This is a genomic window from Streptomyces sp. CA-249302 (assembly GCF_050936785.1).
Lineage (GTDB): Bacteria > Actinomycetota > Actinomycetes > Streptomycetales > Streptomycetaceae > Streptomyces.
The window spans coordinates 5,356,821-5,376,803 of the sequence record NZ_JBNJMG010000001.1 but is presented as its reverse complement, the minus strand read 5'-3'; the positions used below and the strand labels follow the sequence as shown (position 1 = coordinate 5,376,803).

Sequence of the window (19,983 nt, the reverse complement as noted above, 5' to 3'; positions counted from 1 at the left end):
TCAGCCGCGCTCCGCCAGCATCCGCTCGATCACGACGGCCACCCCGTCTTCGTTGTTGGCGACCGTCCGTCCCGAGGCGGCGGCGATGACGTCCGGGTGGGCGTTGCCCATCGCGTACGACCGGCCCGCCCAGGTCAGCATCTCCACGTCGTTCGGCATGTCGCCGAAGGCGACGACCTCCTCGTGCGAGATGCCGCGTTCGGCGCAGCACAGGGCGAGGGTGCTGGCCTTGGAGACGCCGGGGCCGCTGACCTCCAGCAGGGCGCTGGGGCTGGAACGGGTGACGTTGGCGCGGTCGCCGATGGCGAGGCGGGCGGTGGTGAGGAAGCCGTCCGGGTCGAGCGACGGGTGGTAGGCGAGGATCTTGAGCACCGGCTCCCCGGCCGCGCGCCCGTCCGGCGCCAGCAGCTCCTCGGCGGGCAGCAGGTGGTCCGGGGTCTCCATGTGCAGCTTGGGATAGTCGGGCTCCTGGTGGAAGCCGTACGTCTGCTCGACCGCGTACACCGTGCCCGGCGCCGCGTCCCGCAGGAGTCGTACGGCGTCCAGCGCGTTGTCCCGGGCCAGCTCCCGCACCTTCACGAAGCGGTGGGCGCCGGGGCCGCCGTGCAGGTCGACCACTGCCGCGCCGTTTCCGCAGATGGCGAGGCCGTGGCCGTGGACGTGGTCGCTGACGACGTCCATCCAGCGGGCCGGGCGGCCGGTGACGAAGAAGACCTCGATGCCCGCCTCCTCGGCGGCGGCGAGGGCGGCGACCGTGCGCGGGGAGACCGACTTGTCGTCCCGCAGGAGGGTGCCGTCGAGATCGGTGGCTATGAGCCGGGGCGCTGCGGCGGCGGCCGGGGTCTCGGGCTGTCGAGTCGCTGAGGTCACCGGGCCATTCTCCCGCATATGCCCGCACGCCCGTGCGGGACTCCGCGCAGGTGAGTGATTACCGTCCTCATCAGCACCGTCACCCTCCGTCGTTCTCATCCGAGTTGCGCCGACGTCTCCATGGCGATCTGTTCGAAGACCTTCTCGTCGGCGGCGAACATCGTGTCCTGGATGGGCCAGTGGACGACGATCTCGGTGAAGCCCAGCTCGCGGTGGCGGCCGGCGAAGTCCACGAACGCGTCGAGCGACTCCAGCGGCCGGGCCCGGTCCGGGGTGAACCCGGTGAGCAGGATGCGGTCCATTCCGGCCAGGTCCCGCCCGATCTCGGCGCACGCGTCGGCCAGCTTCTCGGCCTGCCCGCGAATGGCTTGAATCGACTGTTCGGGAGTGCCGTTCTCGTACAGCTTCGGGTCGCCGGTGGTCACCCAGGCCTGCCCGTACCGTGCGGCCAGCCGCAGTCCGCGCGGGCCGGTGGCGGCCACCGCGAAGGGCAGCCGGGGCCGCTGCACGCACCCGGGGATGTTCCGCGCCTCGTGCGCCGAGTAGTAGTTCCCCTCGTACGACACCGAGTCCTCGGTCAGCAGCCGGTCCAGGAGCGGCACGAACTCGGCGAGCCGGTCGGCCCGCTCGCGCGGCGTCCAGGGCTCCTGCCCGAGCGCGGTGGCGTCGAAGCCGGTGCCGCCCGCCCCTATGCCGAGGGTGACGCGGCCGCCGGAGATGTCGTCGAGGGAGATCAGCTCCTTGGCGAGGGTCACCGGGTGCCGGAAGTTCGGCGAGGTCACCAGCGTGCCCAGGCGCAGCCGCTCGGTGACGCCCGCGGCGGCGGTCAGCGTCGGCACGGCGCCGAACCACGGGCCGTCGCGGAAGGGGATACGCCAGGACAGGTGGTCGTAGGTGTAGGCGGTGTGGAAGCCGAGTTGCTCGGCCCGCTGCCATGCCGAACGGCCGCCCTCGTGCCAGCGGCGGTGCGGAAGGATCACGGTGCTCAGACGCAGACTCATGCATCCGAGACTAAGCGCACCCTCCGACAACGGACGAAACGGTCACCGTACGCGGCTGCTCAGCCACGGCGTGAGGTGGAGCTGCGTCAGGTGCTCGCGGTGGGTGCGGTCGCCGGGCAGCGGCACGATCAGGGTCCGGGCGGACGGGAAGCGGCGGGCCTTCACGAAGGCCCGGTCGTCGAAGAGGGAGCGCACGAAGGCGGGCACGTCGTCGCGGTCGATGTCGGGGCACTCGACGCCCTCGACGGTGATCAGCGCGTCGTCGTCGGGGTAGAGCCGCACGCTCACCCGGGGCAGGCCGCCGAACTCGAGGTAGGCCTCGTGCGGCAGGGTGCCGTCCGGGTCGGTGGTGACGCCGACGCCCGCGGCGGTGCGGCGGGAGGTCCGGTCGGCGCCGATCTCGTGGCTCACCTCGACCACGCGCGCGTACTCCGCGGCGAGCTCACGGAGCGCGGTGACGGCGGCCTCGGTGCTGGGAAGGTGGTCCATACCTTTGATCCTGCCGCGAGCCGGGGGGTCAGTGCGACTCGGGGAACCGCAGGTACTTCGGGGGCACACCCTGTGTCAGCCACACCCCGTTGGCGCTGACGTGGAAGACGTGTCCGTCCCGGTGCATCGCGCCCGCGTCCACGGAGAGCACGACGGGCCGGCCGCGCCGCGCGCCCACGCGTGTGGCCGTCTCACGGTCGGCCGAGAGGTGCACGTCGTGCCGGTTCATGGGGCGCAGCCCCTCGGTGCGGATGGCGTCCAGGTAGCGGGCCACGGTGCCGTGGAAGAGGTACGGCGGCGGGGTCGCCGGGGGCAGTCCCAGCTCGACCTCGATGCTGTGGCCCTGGCTGGCGCGGATCCGGCTGCCGTCGATCGCGAAGCGCTGTTTGTCGTTGGCGGCGACCACATGGTCCAGTTCGTCCCGGGTGAACCGGAAGTTGTGCTCCGCGGCCGCGGCGATCAGCTCGTCGATCTCGACCCAGCCGGCCTCGTCGAGGGTGAGCCCGATCCGTTCCGGTTGGTGCCGTAGGTGTTTCGAGAGGTACTTCGACACCTTTACGGTGCGTCTTTCGTCCATCCGATCAGCATGAGGGGAGAGACGTGCGTCACGCTAATTTTTTTGTTCCGAGGTTTGATCCACAACCAACTGTAGTTATCCACAGGTTACTTGGCGTTTCTGTGGACAACTCCCCGACATGTCAGCCCCCTTCGTCAAGATCGCCTGGGGGGCCTCCCCTTGACACGAGCACGTCCAACGCCCTTGCCCGCACCTCCCGTTCAGCCGCGAGCCCCACGAACTCCGCCACCCGTTCAACACCAACCAGCTCCTCCACCGCCCGAATTGTCGCCTCGGGCAGGATCACCGAGCGTGATGTCGGCTGGCTCGGCGAAGAGTCCTGTCCTCCGAGGTGCTGCCGCAGATGCCGCACCGCCAACAACCGCATCGCCCGGGCGAGTTCCGCGTCCACCGTCTGCTGCGCGAGCGGCCGCAGCCGCCGTACCAGCGAGGCCGCTTCCGTGGCGTCGGCGTCGGTCGGAAGGTGCGGGCCTTCCAGGTAGCGGGCGAAGACGTGCTCGGTGGTGAACTCCAGGAAACGGGCCGCGATGTGCTCGACCTGACCCCTCAACTCCCGCAGATGACCGGAGATCGCGGACAGTGGCACGCCCGCCGAGTGCAACTCCACGGCCACGGCGAGCTCTTGGGGACTCGGCACGAGGAAGACGTCGTCGTCCCCGGGGACCGGCTCCAGCACGCCCAGCTGCACGGCGTCGGCGACCGCCGCGGCGTCCGGGGAGCCGCCGAAGCGCTCGTCGAGTTCGGCGCGTGAGATCCGTACCGCCTCCTCGTCGGTCCACGGGCCGTCCACCTCGGCGACCAGGCCGAGCACCCCGCCGAGCCCGCGGCCCGCGTCCCAGGCCTCCAGGAGCTCCTTGATGGAGGCCAGGGTGTAGCCGCGGTCGAGGAGGTCGGCGATCCGGCGCAGCCGGGCGAGGTGGGCGTCGGAGTAGAGGTTGGCGCGGCCGCGGCGCTCCGGTCGGGGGAGCAGACCGCGGTCCTGGTAGGCGCGGATGGTGCGGACGGTGGCGCCGCTCGCGTGGGCCAGGTCCTCTATCCGGTACACGGCGGCCTCGCTCATGCCGTCGCCCTCACCGCGCCGAGGTCTTCCCACGCCGCCCGCGTCGCGCCGAGGTCTCTCCACGCGGCCGTCGGCGAGGTCACAGCGGTGGCTCCAGCCGGGCTATCGCCCGCAACGCGCGCGGGGTGAAGCGGGACATCAGGTGGGCGCCGCGGGCCTCCGGGGTCACGGGTACGACGGCCTGGTTGCGGACGACGGCCTTCAGGATCGCGTCGGCGACCTTCTCCGGCGGGTAGTTGCGCAGCCCGTACAGCCGTGCCGACCTCTTCTGGCGCCGCTTCTCCTCCTCGGCGTCCACGCCCGCGAAGCGCGCGGTCGAGGTGATGTTGGTGTTGACGAAGCCCGGGCAGATGGCGCTCACGCCGATGCCCTGGCCTGCCAGTTCGGCGCGCAGGCACTCACTGAGCATGAGTACGGCCGCCTTGGAGGTGCTGTAGGCGGGCAGCGCCTTGGAAGGCTGGTACGCGGCCGCCGAGGCGGTGTTGACGATGTGGCCGCCCTGTCCGCGCTCGGCCATCTGCTTCCCGAAGAGCCGGCAGCCGTGGATGACGCCCCACAGGTTGACGTCGAGGACCTTCTTCCAGTCCGCCGGGGTGGTGTCGAGGAAGGAGCCGCCCAGGCCGATCCCGGCGTTGTTGACGAGGACGTCCACCACGCCGTACTCGGCGGCGACCTTGTCGGCGAGTTTCTCCATGGCCTGTTCGTCGGAGACGTCGACGGTCTCCGCCCAGGCCTCGGGGGCGCCGACCAGGCGGGACAGTTCGGCGGTGCGGGCGGCGGCCTCCGCGTCCCGGTCGACGGCCACCACGCGCGCGCCGGCCTCGGCGAAGGCGAACGCCGTGGCCCGTCCGATGCCGCTGCCCGCGCCGGTGACCAGGACGAGCTGTCCGCCGAACCGGTCGGCGTACTTGCCGGTCGCCGTCGTCGTCCCGGTCCTGCCTCCTTCCGTCGTCGTCACGAACTCGGCGATCCAGGCCGTCAGTTGGTCGGGACGGGTGCGCGGTATCCAGTGCTTGGCCGGGAGCGTGCGGCGGGTCAGCCGAGGGACCCAGGTGTCGAGGTCGTCGTAGAGGCGCTCCGACAGGAACGCGTCCTCCAAGGGCGTGATGAGCTGCACGGGAGCGTGCGCGTACGCGTCGGGGCGCGGCCTGCGCAGCCTCGCCCGCACGTTGTCGCGGTACAGCCATGCCCCGTGGGCGGCGTCCTGGGGCAGCGAGGAGGTCGGGTAGCCGTCGGCGGGGACCTTCTCGAAGCGGCGCAGGACGGCCGGCCAGCGCTTGCCGAGCGGGCCGCGCCAGGCCAGTTCGGGCAGCACGGGTGTGTGCAGCGCGTACACGTACCAGGACTTGGCGCCCTGCCCCAGGAGCTGGCCGACCCGGCGTGGAGTGGGCTTCTTCAGGCGGCTGTTGATCCAGTGGCCGAAGTGGTCGAGGGACGGTCCGGACATCGACGTGAAGGAGGCGATGCGTCCCTCGGTGCGCTTCACGGTGACGAACTCCCAGGACTGCACCGAGCCCCAGTCGTGCCCCACCACGTGCACCGGCCGGTCCGGGCTGACCGCGTCGATCACCGCCACGAAGTCGTCCGTGAGCTTCTCCAGGGTGAAGCCGCCGCGCAGGGGCTGCGGCGCGGACGAGCGGCCGTGGCCCCGGACGTCGTACAACACGACATGGAAGCGCTCGGCCAGCCGCCCGGCGACCTCGGACCAGACCTCCTTGCTGTCCGGATAGCCGTGCACCAGGACGACCGTCGGCTGCCCGGCCTCGCCCAGCTCGGCGACGCACAGTTCGATGCCGCCGGTCCGCACCCGGCGCTCCCGTGCCCCCTTGAGCATGCTCACTTCTCCTCCGCCCAGCGCCGCACGTGCGGCAGATCGTCGTCCAGCCAGAAGGCGCTCTGCTCGGGGTCCCTGGAGTCGGTGACGACCAGGATCTCCTCGAACTTCGCGCCGGTGCCGCGGAATCCGAGGTGGGGTTCGACCGCCCACAGGCCCGGCTGCGGCGGATGGTCGGAGAAGCGGTACGGCGACCAGAGCGGGGACCAGCCCTCGCGGTGGCCGTGCAGCGCGTCGGCGGCCAGGCCCTTGAGGGACTGGGTGCCGAAGCCGAACAGGTGGGGTGAGAAGCGGCGTTCCTTCACCCGGTCGACCTTGTGGGCGATCACGCCGAAGGGGTAGGCGCGGTGCCGGTTGGCGTAGCCCTGGCGGACCATGAGGCGGTCCACGTCCTCGTAGATCGTGCGCAGCGGGCGCCGCTCGCGGACCTCGCGCAGGATCAGCTCGCGGTGCGCCTCCAGGTCGGCCATCAGCCGGTCCTGCACGGGGTTGACGCCGAGCGAGCCCGAGTAGCCGATGTCGGCCGTGCAGCCGTCGTACACCGGGGCCAGGTCGAGGATGAACGGCATGCCGGGCTCCAGGCGGCGGTCGGTCGGGAAGAACTGGAGCGGGACACGGAAGTTCACGAAGGCCGTGCGGTCGCCGAACCAGGCGAAGGGCAGGTGGAACCAGTCCCGCACCCCGCGCTCGCGCAGCCACGCCCGCTGCATCCGGGCCGCCTCGCGCTCGGTCACCCCCGGTTGCAACTGGGCGGCGACCGCCTCCGCGCATTCGTAGGCGAGGCGCTGCACCTGCCTGAAACCCCGCAGTTCCACGGAGAGTTCGCCTGTCACTGCCGTCGTCATGCCACCGCCCCACCCTCGTCCACGCCGACTGCGGTACGTGCCCGTAACTTGACACCAGCGAATGTGACAGTTGTTAGAGGCTGCGTCAATAGGCGGGGTTCGGGCTGTGGATAACCCTGGGTGACGGATAACTGTCCGTAGCTCTCAGGTAGGGGTCTCCCCTACGGACCCGTACATCTGGAGTCTGAGACGAAGACAGCTCTGCGGTCTGACGACCGCCGTGGTCCAGGTCACTACCTTCGAATGCGTGACTGTGATCGCGACCGAAAGCCTGAGCAAGCGGTTCCCCCGGGTGACCGCGCTTGACCGGCTCTCCGTCGACGTCGGACCCGGTGTGACCGGGCTCGTCGGAGCGAACGGGGCCGGCAAGTCCACCATGATCAAGATCCTGCTGGGTCTGTCTCCCGCCTCCGAGGGCCGCGCCGAAGTGCTCGGGCTCGACGTCGCGACCAAGGGTGCCGCCATCCGCGAGCGGGTCGGCTACATGCCGGAGCACGACTGCCTGCCGCCGGACGTCTCGGCGACCGAGTTCGTCGTCCACATGGCCCGCATGTCCGGCCTGCCGCCGACGGCCGCGCGCGAGCGCACCGCGGACACGCTGCGCCACGTCGGCCTGTACGAGGAGCGCTACCGCCCCATCGGCGGCTACTCGACGGGCATGAAGCAGCGCGTGAAGCTCGCCCAGGCCCTCGTCCACGACCCGCAGCTGGTCTTCCTGGACGAGCCGACCAACGGCCTCGACCCGGTCGGGCGCGACGAGATGCTCGCGCTGATCCGGCGCATCTACACGGACTTCGGCATCTCCGTGCTGGTCACCTCCCACCTCCTGGGCGAGCTGGAGCGCACCTGCGACCACGTGGTCGTCATCGACGGCGGCAAGCTCCTGCGCTCCAGCTCCACCACGGACTTCACCCAGACCACGACCACCCTCGCCATCGAGGTCACCGACACCGACGAGCACCCGGACGGCACGCGCGTGATGCGCGAGGCGCTGCACGCGCGCGGGGTGACCGTCGAGGCCGGCAGCGGACTCCCCGGCGCCGGCCACATCCTGCTGCTGACCGCGCAGGGCGAGGAGACGTACGACCTGGTGCGCGACGTCGTCGCCGACCTGGGCCTCGGCCTGGTGCGCATGGAGCAGCGCCGCCACCACATCTCGGAGGTCTTCACCACCGAGGACGAGCAGAGCAAGGAGGCGGTCGTCCATGGCAGTTGAGCACCCTGTGGCTGCTACGCCGGGTGACCAGACCCGCATCCACAACATCGGCTACCGCAACTACGACGGCCCCCGCCTCGGCCGCTCGTACGCGACCCGCTCGCTCTACTCGCAGTCCCTGCGCGGTGCCTACGGCCTCGGACGTTCCATCAAGTCCAAGGTGCTGCCGATGCTGCTCTTCGTGGTGATGTGCGTGCCCGCGGCCATCATGGTCGCCGTCGCGGTCGCCACCAAGGCCAAGGACCTGCCCGTCGACTACACGCGCTACGCGATCATCATGCAGGCCGTCATCAGCCTGTACGTCGCCTCGCAGGCGCCCCAGTCGGTCTCGCGCGACCTGCGCTTCAAGACCGTGCCGCTGTACTTCTCGCGGCCGATCGAGACCTCCGACTACGTGCGCGCCAAGTACGCCGCGCTGGCCTCGGCGATGTTCGTCCTGACCGCCGCGCCGCTGCTCGTGCTCTATGTGGGCGCGCTCCTTGCCAAGCTCGACTTCGCCGACCAGACCAAGGGATTCGCTCAGGGGCTGGTCTCCGTGGCACTGCTCTCACTGCTCTTCGCCGGCATCGGCCTGGTCATCGCCTCGGTGACCCCGCGGCGCGGCTTCGGTATCGCCGCCGTCATCGCCGTGCTGACCATCTCCTACGGCGCGGTCTCCACCCTCCAGGCGATCGCCGACGCCCAGAACAGCACCGGCGCCATCCCCTGGATCGGCCTCTTCTCGCCCGTCACGCTCATCGACGGCGTCCAGTCGGCCTTCCTCGGCGCGAGCTCGGCGTTCCCCGGAGCGGTCGGCCCGAGCAACGGCGAGGGCGCGGTCTACGTCCTGGTCGTCCTCGGCCTGATCGCCGCCTGCTACGGCCTCCTGATGCGTCGCTACCAGAAGGTGGGACTGTGACCACGCTCAACATCGACCACGTCTCCCGCTGGTTCGGCAACGTGGTCGCCGTCAACGACATCACCATGACCATCGGCCCCGGCGTCACCGGTCTGCTCGGCCCCAACGGCGCCGGAAAGTCCACCCTCATCAACATGATGGGCGGCTTCCTGGCCCCCTCCACCGGCACCGTCACCCTCGACGGCCAGCAGGTGTGGCGCAACGAGGCCATCTACAAGCACATCGGCATCGTCCCCGAGCGCGAGGCGATGTACGACTTCCTCACCGGCCGCGAATTCGTCGTCGCCAACGCCGAGTTGCACGGCCTCGGCGCCAAGGCGGCCCAGAAGGCGCTCGCGACGGTCGAGATGGAGTACGCGCAGGACCGCAAGATCTCGACGTACTCCAAGGGCATGCGACAGCGCGTGAAGATGGCGAGTGCCCTGGTGCACGACCCGTCCCTGCTCCTGCTCGACGAGCCCTTCAACGGCATGGACCCGCGCCAGCGCATGCAGCTGATGGACCTGCTGCGCCGCATGGGCGACGAGGGCCGCACGGTCCTCTTCTCGTCCCACATCCTCGAAGAGGTCGAGCAACTCGCCTGGCACATCGAGGTCGTGGTGGCCGGACGGCACGCGGCCAGCGGCGACTTCCGCAAGATCCGCCGCCTGATGACCGACCGGCCGCACCGCTACCTGGTGCGTTCCAGCGACGACCGCGCGCTCGCGGCCGCGCTGATCGCCGACCCGTCGACGTCCGGCATCGAAGTCGACCTCCAGGAAGGCGCGTTGCGCATCCAGGCCGTCGACTTCGGCCGCTTCACCGCGCTGCTGCCCAGGGTCGCCCGCGACCACGGCATCCGGCTGCTCACGGTCTCGCCGTCCGACGAGTCCCTTGAGTCCGTCTTCTCGTATCTGGTCGCGGCGTAGGAGGCCGAAGATGTACGACCCCACAGTCGCCCGGCTCACGTACCGGGCCCTGCTCGGCCGCCGCAGGGCCCTCATCCTGGGCGCCCTGCCCCTGCTGCTGATCGCCATCTCCGTCGTCGTCCGCGGCCTGGCAGGCGCCGACGACCAGACCGCCGCCGACCTGCTGGGCGGGCTCGCGCTCGCCACCATGGTGCCGATCATCGGTGTCATCGCCGGCACCGGCGCGATCGGCCCGGAGATCGACGACGGCTCGGTGGTGTACCTGCTCTCCAAGCCGCTGAAGCGGCCCACGATCATCTTCACCAAGCTGATCGTCGCGATCGCGGTGACGATGGTGTTCTCGGCCCTGCCGACCTTCATCGCCGGGTTGATCCTGAACGGCAACGGCCAGCAGATCGCGGTGGCCTACACCGTGGCCGCACTGGTCTCCTCCATCGCCTACGCGGCGCTCTTCCTGCTCCTGGGCACGGTGTCCCGGCACGCGGTGGTCTTCGGGCTGGTGTACGCGCTGGTGTGGGAGGCGCTGTTCGGCTCCCTGGTCTCCGGGGCGCGCACGCTCAGCGTCCAGCAGTGGTCGCTGGCCGTCGCGCACAAGGTGGCCGGCGGCGACCTGGTGACCTCGGACGTCAGCCTGCCCACGGCGACGGTGTTCCTGGTCGTGGTGACGGTCCTGGCCACCTGGTACGCCGGGCAGAAGCTGCGGTCGCTGACGCTGGCCGGCGAGGAGTAGACACCGCCCTTATTGACAGGGACTTCACCTCTGTCCGGGCACACTGGGCAAAAGGGAACGCTGGGCTGAGAGGAACGGGGATGGCAGACAACTGGGACGACCTCGTCCTGGACGAGGACTTCATACGGTCCGCCGAGACGGCCGAGCCCTCAGCCCGCGCCCGCATGCTCGCCGCCCGGTGGCGCCAGGAGGAGCCCGAGCCGCAGCCCTGGCGCTCCGACGAGCCGCCCGCCGGCTGGTTCTTCAGCAAGGGGCGTCGGCGCAGGTGGCGACGGCGTTCCTAGCACGGCTGCCCGAATAATTCGGTGGCGTCCAACTCGTCGTACAGGCACAGTGGTTGTGTCCACACCGCCGGAGGACGAATCCGGCGCCACGGTCTGGGAGAGGAGCCGGACGATGTCCATGCACGACAGTACGTCCAGCTCCCTTCAGGGCAGTTCGCGGAGGACTCCGGTGTAGTTACCCCACCGTCGAGTACGACCGCAAGGAACTGCCCGGGGCGGCCGCTTCGAGCACGCGATGTCGCTCTCGCGTGGGCCGCCCACCCGGAGGATTGGCCGAGTGGTAAGGCACCGGTTTGCTAAACCGTGGTCGGGTCGAAAGGCCCGCGCACGTTCGATCCGTGCATCCTCCGCAAGAAAACGAAGGTTCAGCCGAGCAACCGCTCCAGCACCACCGCGATCCCGTCCTCCTCGTTGGAGGACGTCACCTCGTCGGCCACCGCCTTGAGTTCCTCGTGGGCGTTGGCCATCGCCACCCCGTACGACGCCCATGCGAACATCGGGACGTCGTTCGGCATGTCGCCGAAGGCGATCGTGTCCGCGGCCTTGATGCCCAGCCGGCGGGCCGCCAGGGACAGTCCCGTCGCCTTCGACAGGCCCAGCGGCAGCAGCTCGACGATGCCCGCGCCCGCCATCGCGACGGTCACGAAACCGCCCGCCGCCTGCCGCGAGGCCTCCGCCAGCTCGTCGTCCGTCAGCTCCGGATGCTGTATGTAGATCTTGTTCAGCGGCGCCGCCCAGAGGTCCGACGCGTCCGTCAACGGGGTCGCGGGGAGCTCGCCGGTGAGCGCGTAACCCGGACCCACCAGCACCTCGCCGTCCAGCCCGTCCCGGCTCGCCGCCAGATGCAGCGGGCCGACCTCCGCCTCGATCTTGGCCAGGGCCACCCCCGCCAGCTGCCGGTCCAGGGTGACCGAGGTCAGCAGGCGGTGCGCACCGGCGTCGTACACCTGTGCGCCCTGGCCGCAGACCGCGAGGCCCTCGTAGCCTAGGTCGTCGAGGATGTGCCGGGTCCACGGGACCGCGCGGCCGGTGACGACGATGTGCGCGGCGCCCGCCGCGGTGCCGGCGGCGAGGGCGTCGCGGGTGCGCTGCGAGACCGACTCGTCGGAGCGCAGGAGCGTTCCGTCGAGGTCGGTCGCGATCAGCTGGTACGGGAAGGTCACTTGGCGACCGGCTCCAGGACCTCGCGGCCGCCCAGGTACGGGCGCAGCACCTTGGGTACGACGACCGAGCCGTCGGCCTGCTGGTGGTTCTCCAGGATCGCCACGATCGTGCGCGGTACGGCGCACAGCGTGCCGTTCAGCGTCGCCAGCGGCTGCACCTTCTTGCCGTCGCGCTGGCGCACGGAGAGGCGGCGGGCCTGGAAGCTGTCGCAGTTGGAGGCCGAGGTCAGCTCGCGGTACTTGCCCTGGGTGGGGATCCACGCCTCGCAGTCGAACTTGCGGGAGGCGGAGGCGCCGAGGTCGCCGGAGGCCACGTCGATGACCTGGAAGGGCAGTTCGAGGCCGGTCAGCCACTGCTTCTCCCAGTCCAGGAGCCGCCGGTGCTCGTTCTCCGCGTCCTCGGGGGCGACATAGGAGAACATCTCGACCTTGTCGAACTGGTGCACCCGGAAGATGCCTCGGGTGTCCTTGCCGTACGTGCCGGCCTCGCGGCGGAAGCACGGCGAGAAGCCGGCGTAGCGCAGCGGCAGCTTGTCCGCGTCGAGGATCTCGTCCATGTGGTACGCGGCGAGGGGGACCTCGGAGGTGCCGACCAGGTAGTAGTCGTCCTTCTCCAGGTGGTACACGTTCTCCGCGGCCTGGCCGAGGAAGCCGGTGCCCTCCATGGCGCGCGGGCGGACCAGCGCGGGGGTCAGCATCGGGATGAAGCCGGCCTCGGTGGCCTGCGCGATCGCCGCGTTGACCAGGGCCAGCTCCAGCAGGGCGCCGACGCCGGTGAGGTAGTAGAAGCGGGAGCCGGAGACCTTCGCGCCGCGCTCGACGTCGATGGCGCCGAGCGCCTCGCCGAGCTCCAGGTGGTCCTTGGGCTCGAAGCCCTCGGCGCCGAAGTCGCGGATCGTGCCGTGCATCTCCAGGACGACGAAGTCCTCCTCGCCGCCGACGGGCACGTCGGGGTGGACGAGGTTGCCGAGCTGGAGGGCGAGGCGCTTGGTCTCCTCGTCGGCCTCGTTCTGCTCGGCGTCGGCCGCCTTGACGTCGGCGGCCAGCTGGCCGGCCTTCTTCAGCAGCTCGGCCTTCTCGTCGCCGGAGGCCTTGGGGATGAGCTTGCCGAGCGACTTCTGCTCGTTGCGCAGCTCGTCGAAGCGGACGCCGGACGACCTGCGCCGCTCGTCGGCAGACAGGAGAGCGTCGACGAGCGCGACGTCCTCTCCACGGGCGCGCTGGGACGCGCGCACACGGTCGGGGTCCTCACGGAGCAGGCGAAGGTCAATCACGCGGTCAAGGCTACCGGTGCGGGACAGGGCCCACGACTCACCTTTCCCACTGCTTGGCGAATTGCGGCTTACATTCCGTTATGGGGTAATTGCCCAGCGTGTCAATGAAAAGTGTCCCACTCCCTGGGACGGGGCAGGGCGCGGGCGCCTGGTTGACTCGAATCCCTTGTGCGGAACGGGACTTGGGGTTCGGTTGTCCACAGCGGTCCACACCCTCCGAAGAGTTATCCACAGGCTGTGTGGATGATCTGTGGACGTCGGAATTGATCAATCCGAAACGCGGCCGTGAACCCGAGGATTCCCAGGGCAAACCACATTTACCCCCACTTTCGAGTGGAAATGGGTCGCCCCAAAGGATTGCCCAAAGGAAAAGAGTGGACGAAGGGTGATGTGCGCGATGGTGAACCCGGGAGGGGCCTGTAGAGCGATTTGTCGACTGAGTGGTGCTCCACTGTCGACTTGTCCCCAGGTCGAGAAGCCAACCTGTGGATAACTCCTGTGGATAACTAAAATCAGCAGGTAGGACAGGTGTGACTGGCCGGAAACGGGCTAGAAACGACCGTCCTGGCAGCGGGCCACCCAGTCCGACGCGGAGACGAACTCCTCGTCCGAGGTGCCGAGGCGCGGCGCGCTCACGTCCGCCACGCCCACGTCGGCCCGCGGGTACGAGCCCAGGAACCGCACCTCCAGGCAGATCCGCTTGAGGCCCATCAGCGCCTCGGCCACCCGGCGGTCGGAGATATGGCCCTCGGCGTCGATGCAGAAGCAGTAGTTGCCGATGCCGGCGCCGGTCGGGCGGGACTGGAGCAGCATCAGGTTGATGCCACGGGTCCCGAACTCGCCGAGCAGGTCGCGCAGACCGCCGGGGTGGTCGTCGCGCTGCCACAGCACGACGGACGTCTTGTCCGCGCCGGTCGGCGCCGCGGGCCGGGCGGGCCGGCCGACCAGCACGAAGCGGGTCTGCGCGTTCTCCGCGTCGTGGATCCCGGTCTCCAGGGCCTCCAGGCCGTACCGGGCGGCCGCGAACTCACCGGCGAAGGCGGCGTCGTACTGGCCCTCCTGGACCAGCCGGGCGGCGTCCGCGTTCGAGGCGGCGGACTCCCAGTGGGCGTCCGGGAGGTTCGCCTTCAGCCAGTTGCGGACCTGCGGCTGGGCGGCCGGGTGCGCGGAGACCGTCTTGATGTCGGAGAGCTTGGTGCCCGGCCGGACCAGCAGCGCGAAGGTGATCGAAAGGAGCACCTCGCGGTAGATCATCAGCGGTGCGCCCGCGACGAGCTCGTCGAGGGTCGTCGTGATGCCGCCCTCGACGGAGTTCTCGATCGGCACGAAAGCGGCCTCGGCCTCGCCGGCGCGGACCGCGTCCAGCGCGGACTGCACGGACACGTACGGGATCAGCTCCCGGGTGGCCGTCTCGGGCAGCGTTCGCAGGGCGACTTCGGTGAAGGTGCCCTCGGGACCGAGGTAGGCATAGCTCGCTGGCATGCCCTCACCCTAATGGCCCCAGGGGAACCCGGCTCACGCTTCCAGCAGCCGCTGCCCGACGTACTCGCCCTTCGCCGCGCCGCCCGGCACCGCGAACAGGCCGCTGGCCTCGTGCCGGATGTACCTCGACAGGGCGTCGCCGCGGTCGAGCTTGCGCTGGACCGTGACGAAGCCGCGCAGCGGGTCCGCCTGCCAGCACACGAACAGCAGACCGGCGTCCGGCACCCCGTCCGCGTCGAAGCCGTCGTGGTACGAGAACGGCCGCCGCAGCATCGCCGCACCCCCGTTCTGGTCGGGGCGCGTGATCCGGGAGTGGGCGTTGACCGGGACGACGTACTCGCCCTTGGCGTCGGTCTTGTCGAGGTTCATCGCGGTCGTCTCGGAACCGCCGGACAGCGGCGCCCCGTTCGACTTCCGGCGCCCGATGACGTTCTCCTGGGCGGTGAGCGAGAGCTTCTCCCAGTCGTCGAGGAGCATCCGGATCCGGCGTACGACGGCATAGGAGCCGTTCGCCATCCACGACGGGTCCTTCGAGCCGGACGAGGGCACGAAGATCCGCTGGTCGAAGTCGGACTCCGTCGGCTTGGGGTTGCGGGTGCCGTCGAGCTGGCCCATGAGGTTGCGGGCCGTCATGGGGTGGGCCGTGGCGCCCGGCGTGCGGTTGAAGCCGTTCATCTGCCAGCGGATACGGGCCGCTGCGCCGGCGTCCTTCTGGATCGCGCGCAGGGCGTGGAAGGCGACCAGGCCGTCGTCGGCACCGATCTGCACCCACAGGTCGCCGTTGCTGCGCGCCTTGTCGAGGTGGTCGGAGGAGAAGTCGGGCAGCGGGTCGAGGGAGACCGGGCGCTGCTTCTCCAGGCCGGTGCGGGCGAAGAAGCTGTGCCCGAAGCCGAAGGTGATCGTCAGGGACGACGGTCCGGCGTCCCGCGCCACATCCGTGTCGTCACTCCCGACCGCCTCGCCCGCCATCAGCCGCTCGGCCGTCGCCGACCAGCGGCGCAGCAGCGCGGCCGCCTCCTTGCGGCCCGCGCCCGCCGCCAGGTCGAAGGCGACGAGGTGGCCCTTGGCCTGGAGGCCCTCGGTGATCCCGGGCTGATGTTTCCCGTGAAACATTGCCATGTCCGCGCCGAGGGAGGAGAGCGGTGTGGCCTCGGAGGGCGCGGCGGCGTAGCCCACGGCGCCGCCGGCCGCGCCGAGCACGAGGCCGGTGGCGCCGGCGGTACCGAGCAGGGTGCGCCGGGAAATACCGGCTCCGGAGGTGCCGTTCCCGGAAACGCCCTCCTTGGGGGCGCCGTTTTCGGAAACGCCCTGCCCGGTGCCGCTGTCTTCGGAAACGCCCTCCCTAAGGGGGCCGTTTTCCGAAACGGCCCCCTCCGGGCCGGGCGGCGCCTTGGACGTGCGGGCCTCGGGGATGGACTGGTCAGCCATGGTGCGATTCAGCCGATCTGCGCGTTCTTGGAGACGGTCGCCTGGTCGATGTCGGAGGTCCGCACGGTCACGGCGACCTTCCAGTCGCCGGCCATGGGGATCTGGATTCCGGTCGCCGCCCAGTGGCCGGTGGTGACGTGGTCGGGTGCGACCGGGAGGGGCCCGATCTTCTTGGCCTCCAGGGTGAAGGAGACCTTCACCTCGGGGATGTCGAAGGCGCGCCCGTTGGGCCGGGTGACGTAGACGTGCATCTCGTTGCCGCCCACGCGCGCGGGGTCGAGGTCGACCGAGACGACGCCCTTGCCGTCCGTGCCGCCGGTGTCGAACGGCATGGTCAGCGTCAGCGCCCCGGACGACGAGTCCGACGCGGAGGAAGAGGAGGACGCGGCCGTCTTGGCCGCGTTGGCGTCCTCTTCGGTACGGCCCGGCTCGGTCTGCGTCAGCACGGTGGTCACGGCGAGCAGCACGACGGCCACACCGGCCTCGGCGAGCACGGAGCGCCGCAGCCCGAACCGGTCGGGATCGGCGTCCCGCTGCCGCTTCTGCCGGGCGGTGTCCGCGGCGGCCCGCTGCCGGGCGAGCTGGGCGCTGCGCTTGGCGTCGGTGGAGGACTTGGAGCCCTCGGCCGCGGAGCCGCCGCCTGCCGCGGTCTTGGCGGAGGCGGAGCCGGCCCGGGCGGCCGCGGGCTCCTTCTCGCCCTCGGTCACGTCGGAGTCTTCCGTCGCCTCGGCCTTGCGCGGCTTGAGCACGGCCGTGTCCGCCAGCCGCGCCGTCCACCGCCGCGAGATCCACGCGATCCCGACCAGCAGCGCCACCAGCCCGATCTTGACCAGCAGCAGCTGGCCGTAGGCCGTGTCCGTGAACGCCGACCAGGAGCCCAGCTGGCGCCAGGACTGGTAGACGCCCGTCGCGACCAGCGCGCAGACGCTGCCGAAGGCGACGGTCGAGAAACGTCGTACCGCCGAGGCCTCGATCGGTGTCTCCGAGCGGTACAGCGCGACGAGCAGTGCGCACAGACCGCCCAGCCAGGCCGCGACGGCCAGCAGATGGACCACGTCGACCGGCATCGCGATGCCCGGCTGGAGCCCGGTCGAGGCGTGCTCGGCCATCGCCCAGCTCGCCGCGAGCCCAGCCGACACCACGAACCCGCCGATCGCGAGCCCGAAGGTGAGGTCCCGCTTCTCCTCGTCCTCCCGCTTGTCGTACGCCCCGAACAGCACGGCGATGAACAGCGCCGCGGCGGCGAGCAGCAGCAGTCGGGAGACGAGCGCCGCGCCTGTCTTGGTCTGCAGCACCTGCCCGAGCAGGCTCAGGTCGAAGACGTCGCCGACCTTGCCGGAGCTGGTGTAGGAGCCGCGCAGGAGCAGCAGCAGAAGGGTCGCCGAGGTCAGCGCGAGCCAGCCGGAGACGACGAGCCGCTGTAGCGGCCGTACCCCCGAACCGCGCTGCCAGCAGGCGAGGACGAAGGCGGCGCCGCCCACCATGACGATGAAGCCGGCGTAGGAGACGTACCGCCCGAAGCCGTAGAGCCAGCCGACCACCCCGCCGCCGGCGGTGTCGCCGGAGACCGAGACGGTGGTCTGGGAGGGGGCGCCGATGGAGAAGGTGAAGGCGCCGGCCACGGGGTGGCTGTCGGCCGAGACGACCTGCCAGGCCACCGTGTAGGTGCCGTCGGGCAGGCCGCTGTGCAGGGGCACGGAGTACGTGGTGCCGCTGACGTCGGTCGGCTTGCCGGTGTCGACCCGCTTGCCCTTGGGGTCGAGGACACGCAGGGAGTCGCTGTTCGTGGCGACCTTCTCGGAGAAGGTCAGCGCGACCTCGGTGGGCGCCTTGTCGACCACCACCCCCGAGGCGGGGTCGCTGCCGGTGAGCGCCGCGTGCGCGGAGGCCGGTCCGGCGCCGGCGAGCAGCGCCCCGGCGACGGCCAGGAACAGCAGCACCAGGGTCCGCACACGGCGGGGGGTGATGGTCGGTGTCACGGTCGTGCCCTCCTCAGTGGCCGGTCGCAGGGTTGTACGTGGCCGACTCCACCGGCATCTCGACCGTGATCGGGTCGGACTTGGCGAAGTGCAGTTCGACGGTCACCTTCTCGCCCTGCTTCGGCTTGCGCTTCAGCTTCTCGAACATCAGGTGATTGCCGCCGCTCTTGAACACGAGTTGACCGTGTGCGGGCACATCGAGGGACTTGACCTCCTCCATGGACTGCCCGACGGTCTCGTGCATGGTGACGCTGCCCGCCGCGTCGCTGGTGACCGAGGTCAGCTCGTCCTTCTCGCCGCCCTTGTTGGCGACGGTGAAGTAGCCCGCGGCCATCTCGCCGGTGACCGGCTGGGGCATGTAGGAGGCGGAGACGGACAGTTCGGCCTTGGCGTCGCCGGAGCCGCCGCAGCCGGTCAGGGCCAGCGCGCCCGCTATCACCGCCGCGGGCACGACGAGGTGCCTCACGGGTTCTCCCCTTGATGATCTTGGGGAGGTCCTTGGTGTAGTCGTCGACGGTGGCGTCCTCGCCGTAGAGGACGTAACCGCCGTCGGTCTTCGGTGAGAACGCGATGACCTGGGTGCCGTGCACGGAGACGGTCTTGCCGGTCTTCTTGTCCTTGTGGGTCGGCTCGATGGAGATGCCCAGGGTGCGGGCGCCGGCCTGGATGGTGGCGAAGTCGCCCGTCAGGCCGACGATCTGCGGGTCGATGCCCTTGAGCCACTTGCCGAGCTCGGCCGGGGTGTCGCGCTTGGGGTCGGTCGTGACGAACACGATCCGCAGCTTGTCCTGGTCGGCCTTTGACAGCTGCTTCTTGGCGACGGCGAGGTTGTTCATCGTCAGCGGGCAGATGTCGGGGCAGTGGGTGTAGCCGAAGTAGATCAGCGTCGGCTTCCCGGCCGTCTCCTTGCGGAAGTCGTACTTCTTGCCCTGGGTGTCGGTCAGCACCAGGTCCGGCTTCTCGAACGGCTGGTCGAGCAGGGTCGCGGCCTTCTGCGTGCCGTCCTCGGAGACCACGGCGACCGGTGAGTCGTCGCCGCCACCGCTGCCGCAGGCGGAGAGGGTCAGGGTGGCGGCGGCGAGCAGTGCCGCCGCGGCGAACGTCTTCTTGCGCATATGAAAATGTCCCAGATGTTGTGAGGGCGGATCGAAGACCTCAGGCGTTGGTACGCCGACGGCCGGCCAGCACGCCGTACGCCACGCCCAGTCCGCCGACGACGATGCCCACCACGCCCAGTACGCGCGCGGTGGTGTCGCTGCTGTCGGCGGAGGCGGTCGTGTCGGCCGCGGTGTTCTCGGCGGACCCGGAGTCCGTCTCGTCGGAGGCGTCCTCGGCGGTGGCCGAGCCGTGGTGCCCCTCCTCGGTGGCGGCGGACAGGGTGAGCACGGGGGCCGGGTTCTCGGGCTCCTCCTGGCCGTCCTGCTGGACCTCGATCCAGCGCACGACTTCCTTGTTCGAGTACGTCTGGACGGCCTTGAAGACGAGTTCGTCGGCGTCCTCGGGCAGCGCGCCCACGGAGACCGGGAACTTCTGGAAGTAGCCCGGCTCGACGCCCTTGCCGGTGGCGGTCCAGGTGATCTTCGAGACGGCCTCGGTGATCTTCTCGCCGTGCATCTCCAGCGGCTTGGCCAGGTTTGTCTTGGTGACCGCGATCTTCCAGCCGTTCATCGGCTCCGGCATGGCGGAGGCCAGCGGGTGGTCGGTGGGGAAGATGACCTCGAGTTTGGTGGTCGAGGCGTCGTCGCGCTCGTTGGGGACCTTGAAGTCGACGACCGCGTAACCGCCCTTGGCGGCGGTGCCCTCGGGCTCCACGCTGACGTGCGCGAACGCGGGGGCGGACAGGGCGAGTACGGCGGTGCCGGCGAGGGCGCCGGAGGCGGCGAGACGAGAAGCCTTCATGGCAGGGAGCACTCCACTTCGAGTGAGTTCCGGTGAGGGACGCGCG

19 protein-coding genes, 1 tRNA gene and 1 pseudogene are annotated in these 19,983 nt (G+C 70.3%); 6 read left to right on the top strand and 15 right to left on the bottom strand.

Annotation, left to right across the window (positions count from 1 at the left end; translation table 11 throughout):
* The 7 genes from ACQEWB_RS24200 to ACQEWB_RS24170 all read right to left on the bottom strand — a co-directional run bounded on the left by ACQEWB_RS24200 (position 1) and on the right by ACQEWB_RS24170 (position 6,676).
* Entirely contained in the window at positions 1–888 is an 888-nt protein-coding gene (locus tag ACQEWB_RS24200) for a Cof-type HAD-IIB family hydrolase (RefSeq protein WP_432834327.1), read from the bottom strand.
* Between the two features lie 77 nt (positions 889–965).
* Complete coding sequence (locus ACQEWB_RS24195; protein ID WP_432834325.1) at positions 966–1,871, bottom strand: LLM class flavin-dependent oxidoreductase; 906 nt, start codon at positions 1,869–1,871, stop codon at positions 966–968.
* A 42-nt stretch (positions 1,872–1,913) separates the two neighbouring features.
* The gene (locus ACQEWB_RS24190) at positions 1,914–2,360 is read right to left on the bottom strand and encodes a hypothetical protein (protein ID WP_432834323.1); all 447 of its coding nucleotides are present in this window, start codon (positions 2,358–2,360) and stop codon (positions 1,914–1,916) included.
* Positions 2,361–2,388: 28 nt separating this feature from the next.
* Positions 2,389–2,937, bottom strand: coding sequence for an RNA 2'-phosphotransferase (locus ACQEWB_RS24185; RefSeq protein WP_432834321.1), 549 nt, complete (start codon positions 2,935–2,937; stop codon positions 2,389–2,391).
* A gap of 121 nt (positions 2,938–3,058) precedes the next feature.
* On the bottom strand, positions 3,059–3,997 hold the full coding sequence (locus tag ACQEWB_RS24180) for a MerR family transcriptional regulator (RefSeq protein ID WP_432834319.1): 939 nt from the start codon (positions 3,995–3,997) through the stop codon (positions 3,059–3,061).
* A gap of 79 nt (positions 3,998–4,076) precedes the next feature.
* Positions 4,077–5,831: an SDR family oxidoreductase gene (locus tag ACQEWB_RS24175; protein ID WP_432834317.1), complete on the bottom strand. Its 1,755-nt coding sequence runs from the start codon at positions 5,829–5,831 to the stop codon at positions 4,077–4,079.
* 2 nt (positions 5,832–5,833) lie between these two features.
* A complete protein-coding gene (locus ACQEWB_RS24170) occupies positions 5,834–6,676 on the bottom strand; it encodes a M24 family metallopeptidase (protein WP_432834315.1) in 843 nt (280 codons plus the stop codon).
* A gap of 253 nt (positions 6,677–6,929) precedes the next feature.
* Between ACQEWB_RS24170 and ACQEWB_RS24165 the strand changes: the two genes are divergently transcribed.
* The 6 genes from ACQEWB_RS24165 (at position 6,930) to ACQEWB_RS24140 (ending at position 11,062) form a co-directional block, all read left to right on the top strand.
* Entirely contained in the window at positions 6,930–7,892 is a 963-nt protein-coding gene (locus ACQEWB_RS24165; protein WP_432843977.1) for an ABC transporter ATP-binding protein, read from the top strand.
* Positions 7,882–8,790 carry an ABC transporter permease gene (locus ACQEWB_RS24160; RefSeq protein ID WP_432834313.1) on the top strand — a complete coding sequence of 303 codons (909 nt, stop codon included), beginning with the start codon at positions 7,882–7,884 and terminating at the stop codon, positions 8,788–8,790. Before ACQEWB_RS24165 ends, ACQEWB_RS24160 begins: the two co-directional genes overlap by 11 nt.
* Positions 8,787–9,698: an ABC transporter ATP-binding protein gene (locus tag ACQEWB_RS24155; protein WP_360834873.1), complete on the top strand. Its 912-nt coding sequence runs from the start codon at positions 8,787–8,789 to the stop codon at positions 9,696–9,698. Before ACQEWB_RS24160 ends, ACQEWB_RS24155 begins: the two co-directional genes overlap by 4 nt.
* A 10-nt stretch (positions 9,699–9,708) precedes the next feature.
* Positions 9,709–10,428, top strand: a complete 720-nt coding sequence (locus ACQEWB_RS24150) for an ABC transporter permease subunit (RefSeq protein WP_432834310.1) — start codon at positions 9,709–9,711, stop codon at positions 10,426–10,428.
* An 80-nt stretch (positions 10,429–10,508) separates the two neighbouring features.
* On the top strand, positions 10,509–10,712 hold the full coding sequence (locus ACQEWB_RS24145) for a hypothetical protein (RefSeq protein ID WP_432834308.1): 204 nt from the start codon (positions 10,509–10,511) through the stop codon (positions 10,710–10,712).
* A gap of 263 nt (positions 10,713–10,975) precedes the next feature.
* Positions 10,976–11,062, top strand: a tRNA-Ser gene (locus tag ACQEWB_RS24140).
* A gap of 15 nt (positions 11,063–11,077) precedes the next feature.
* Here the strand turns inward: ACQEWB_RS24140 and ACQEWB_RS24135 are convergent.
* From ACQEWB_RS24135 to ACQEWB_RS24100, 8 genes and pseudogenes are all read right to left on the bottom strand, one after another.
* A complete protein-coding gene (locus ACQEWB_RS24135) occupies positions 11,078–11,875 on the bottom strand; it encodes an HAD family hydrolase (RefSeq protein WP_432834306.1) in 798 nt (265 codons plus the stop codon).
* The gene (gene serS, locus ACQEWB_RS24130; RefSeq protein ID WP_432834304.1) at positions 11,872–13,149 is read right to left on the bottom strand and encodes a serine--tRNA ligase; all 1,278 of its coding nucleotides are present in this window, start codon (positions 13,147–13,149) and stop codon (positions 11,872–11,874) included. The genes ACQEWB_RS24135 and serS overlap by 4 nt, the downstream gene beginning before the upstream one ends.
* Positions 13,150–13,698: 549 nt before the next feature.
* Positions 13,699–14,631, bottom strand: a complete 933-nt coding sequence (gene pheA, locus ACQEWB_RS24125; protein ID WP_432834302.1) for a prephenate dehydratase — start codon at positions 14,629–14,631, stop codon at positions 13,699–13,701.
* Between the two features lie 33 nt (positions 14,632–14,664).
* Positions 14,665–16,059 (bottom strand): iron uptake transporter deferrochelatase/peroxidase subunit, encoded by a 1,395-nt coding sequence (efeB, locus tag ACQEWB_RS24120; RefSeq protein ID WP_432834300.1) that lies wholly within the window; start codon positions 16,057–16,059, stop codon positions 14,665–14,667.
* 8 nt (positions 16,060–16,067) lie between these two features.
* Positions 16,068–18,038, bottom strand: a complete 1,971-nt coding sequence (locus ACQEWB_RS24115; RefSeq protein ID WP_432834298.1) for a copper resistance CopC/CopD family protein — start codon at positions 18,036–18,038, stop codon at positions 16,068–16,070.
* Between the two features lie 13 nt (positions 18,039–18,051).
* A complete protein-coding gene (locus ACQEWB_RS24110; protein ID WP_432834296.1) occupies positions 18,052–18,504 on the bottom strand; it encodes a copper chaperone PCu(A)C in 453 nt (150 codons plus the stop codon).
* A 7-nt stretch (positions 18,505–18,511) separates the two neighbouring features.
* Positions 18,512–19,153: pseudogene (locus tag ACQEWB_RS24105) on the bottom strand (SCO family protein); the annotation flags it as partial.
* 40 nt (positions 19,154–19,193) lie between these two features.
* Complete coding sequence (locus ACQEWB_RS24100; RefSeq protein WP_432834294.1) at positions 19,194–19,937, bottom strand: YcnI family copper-binding membrane protein; 744 nt, start codon at positions 19,935–19,937, stop codon at positions 19,194–19,196.
* Positions 19,938–19,983 lie beyond the last annotated feature (46 nt).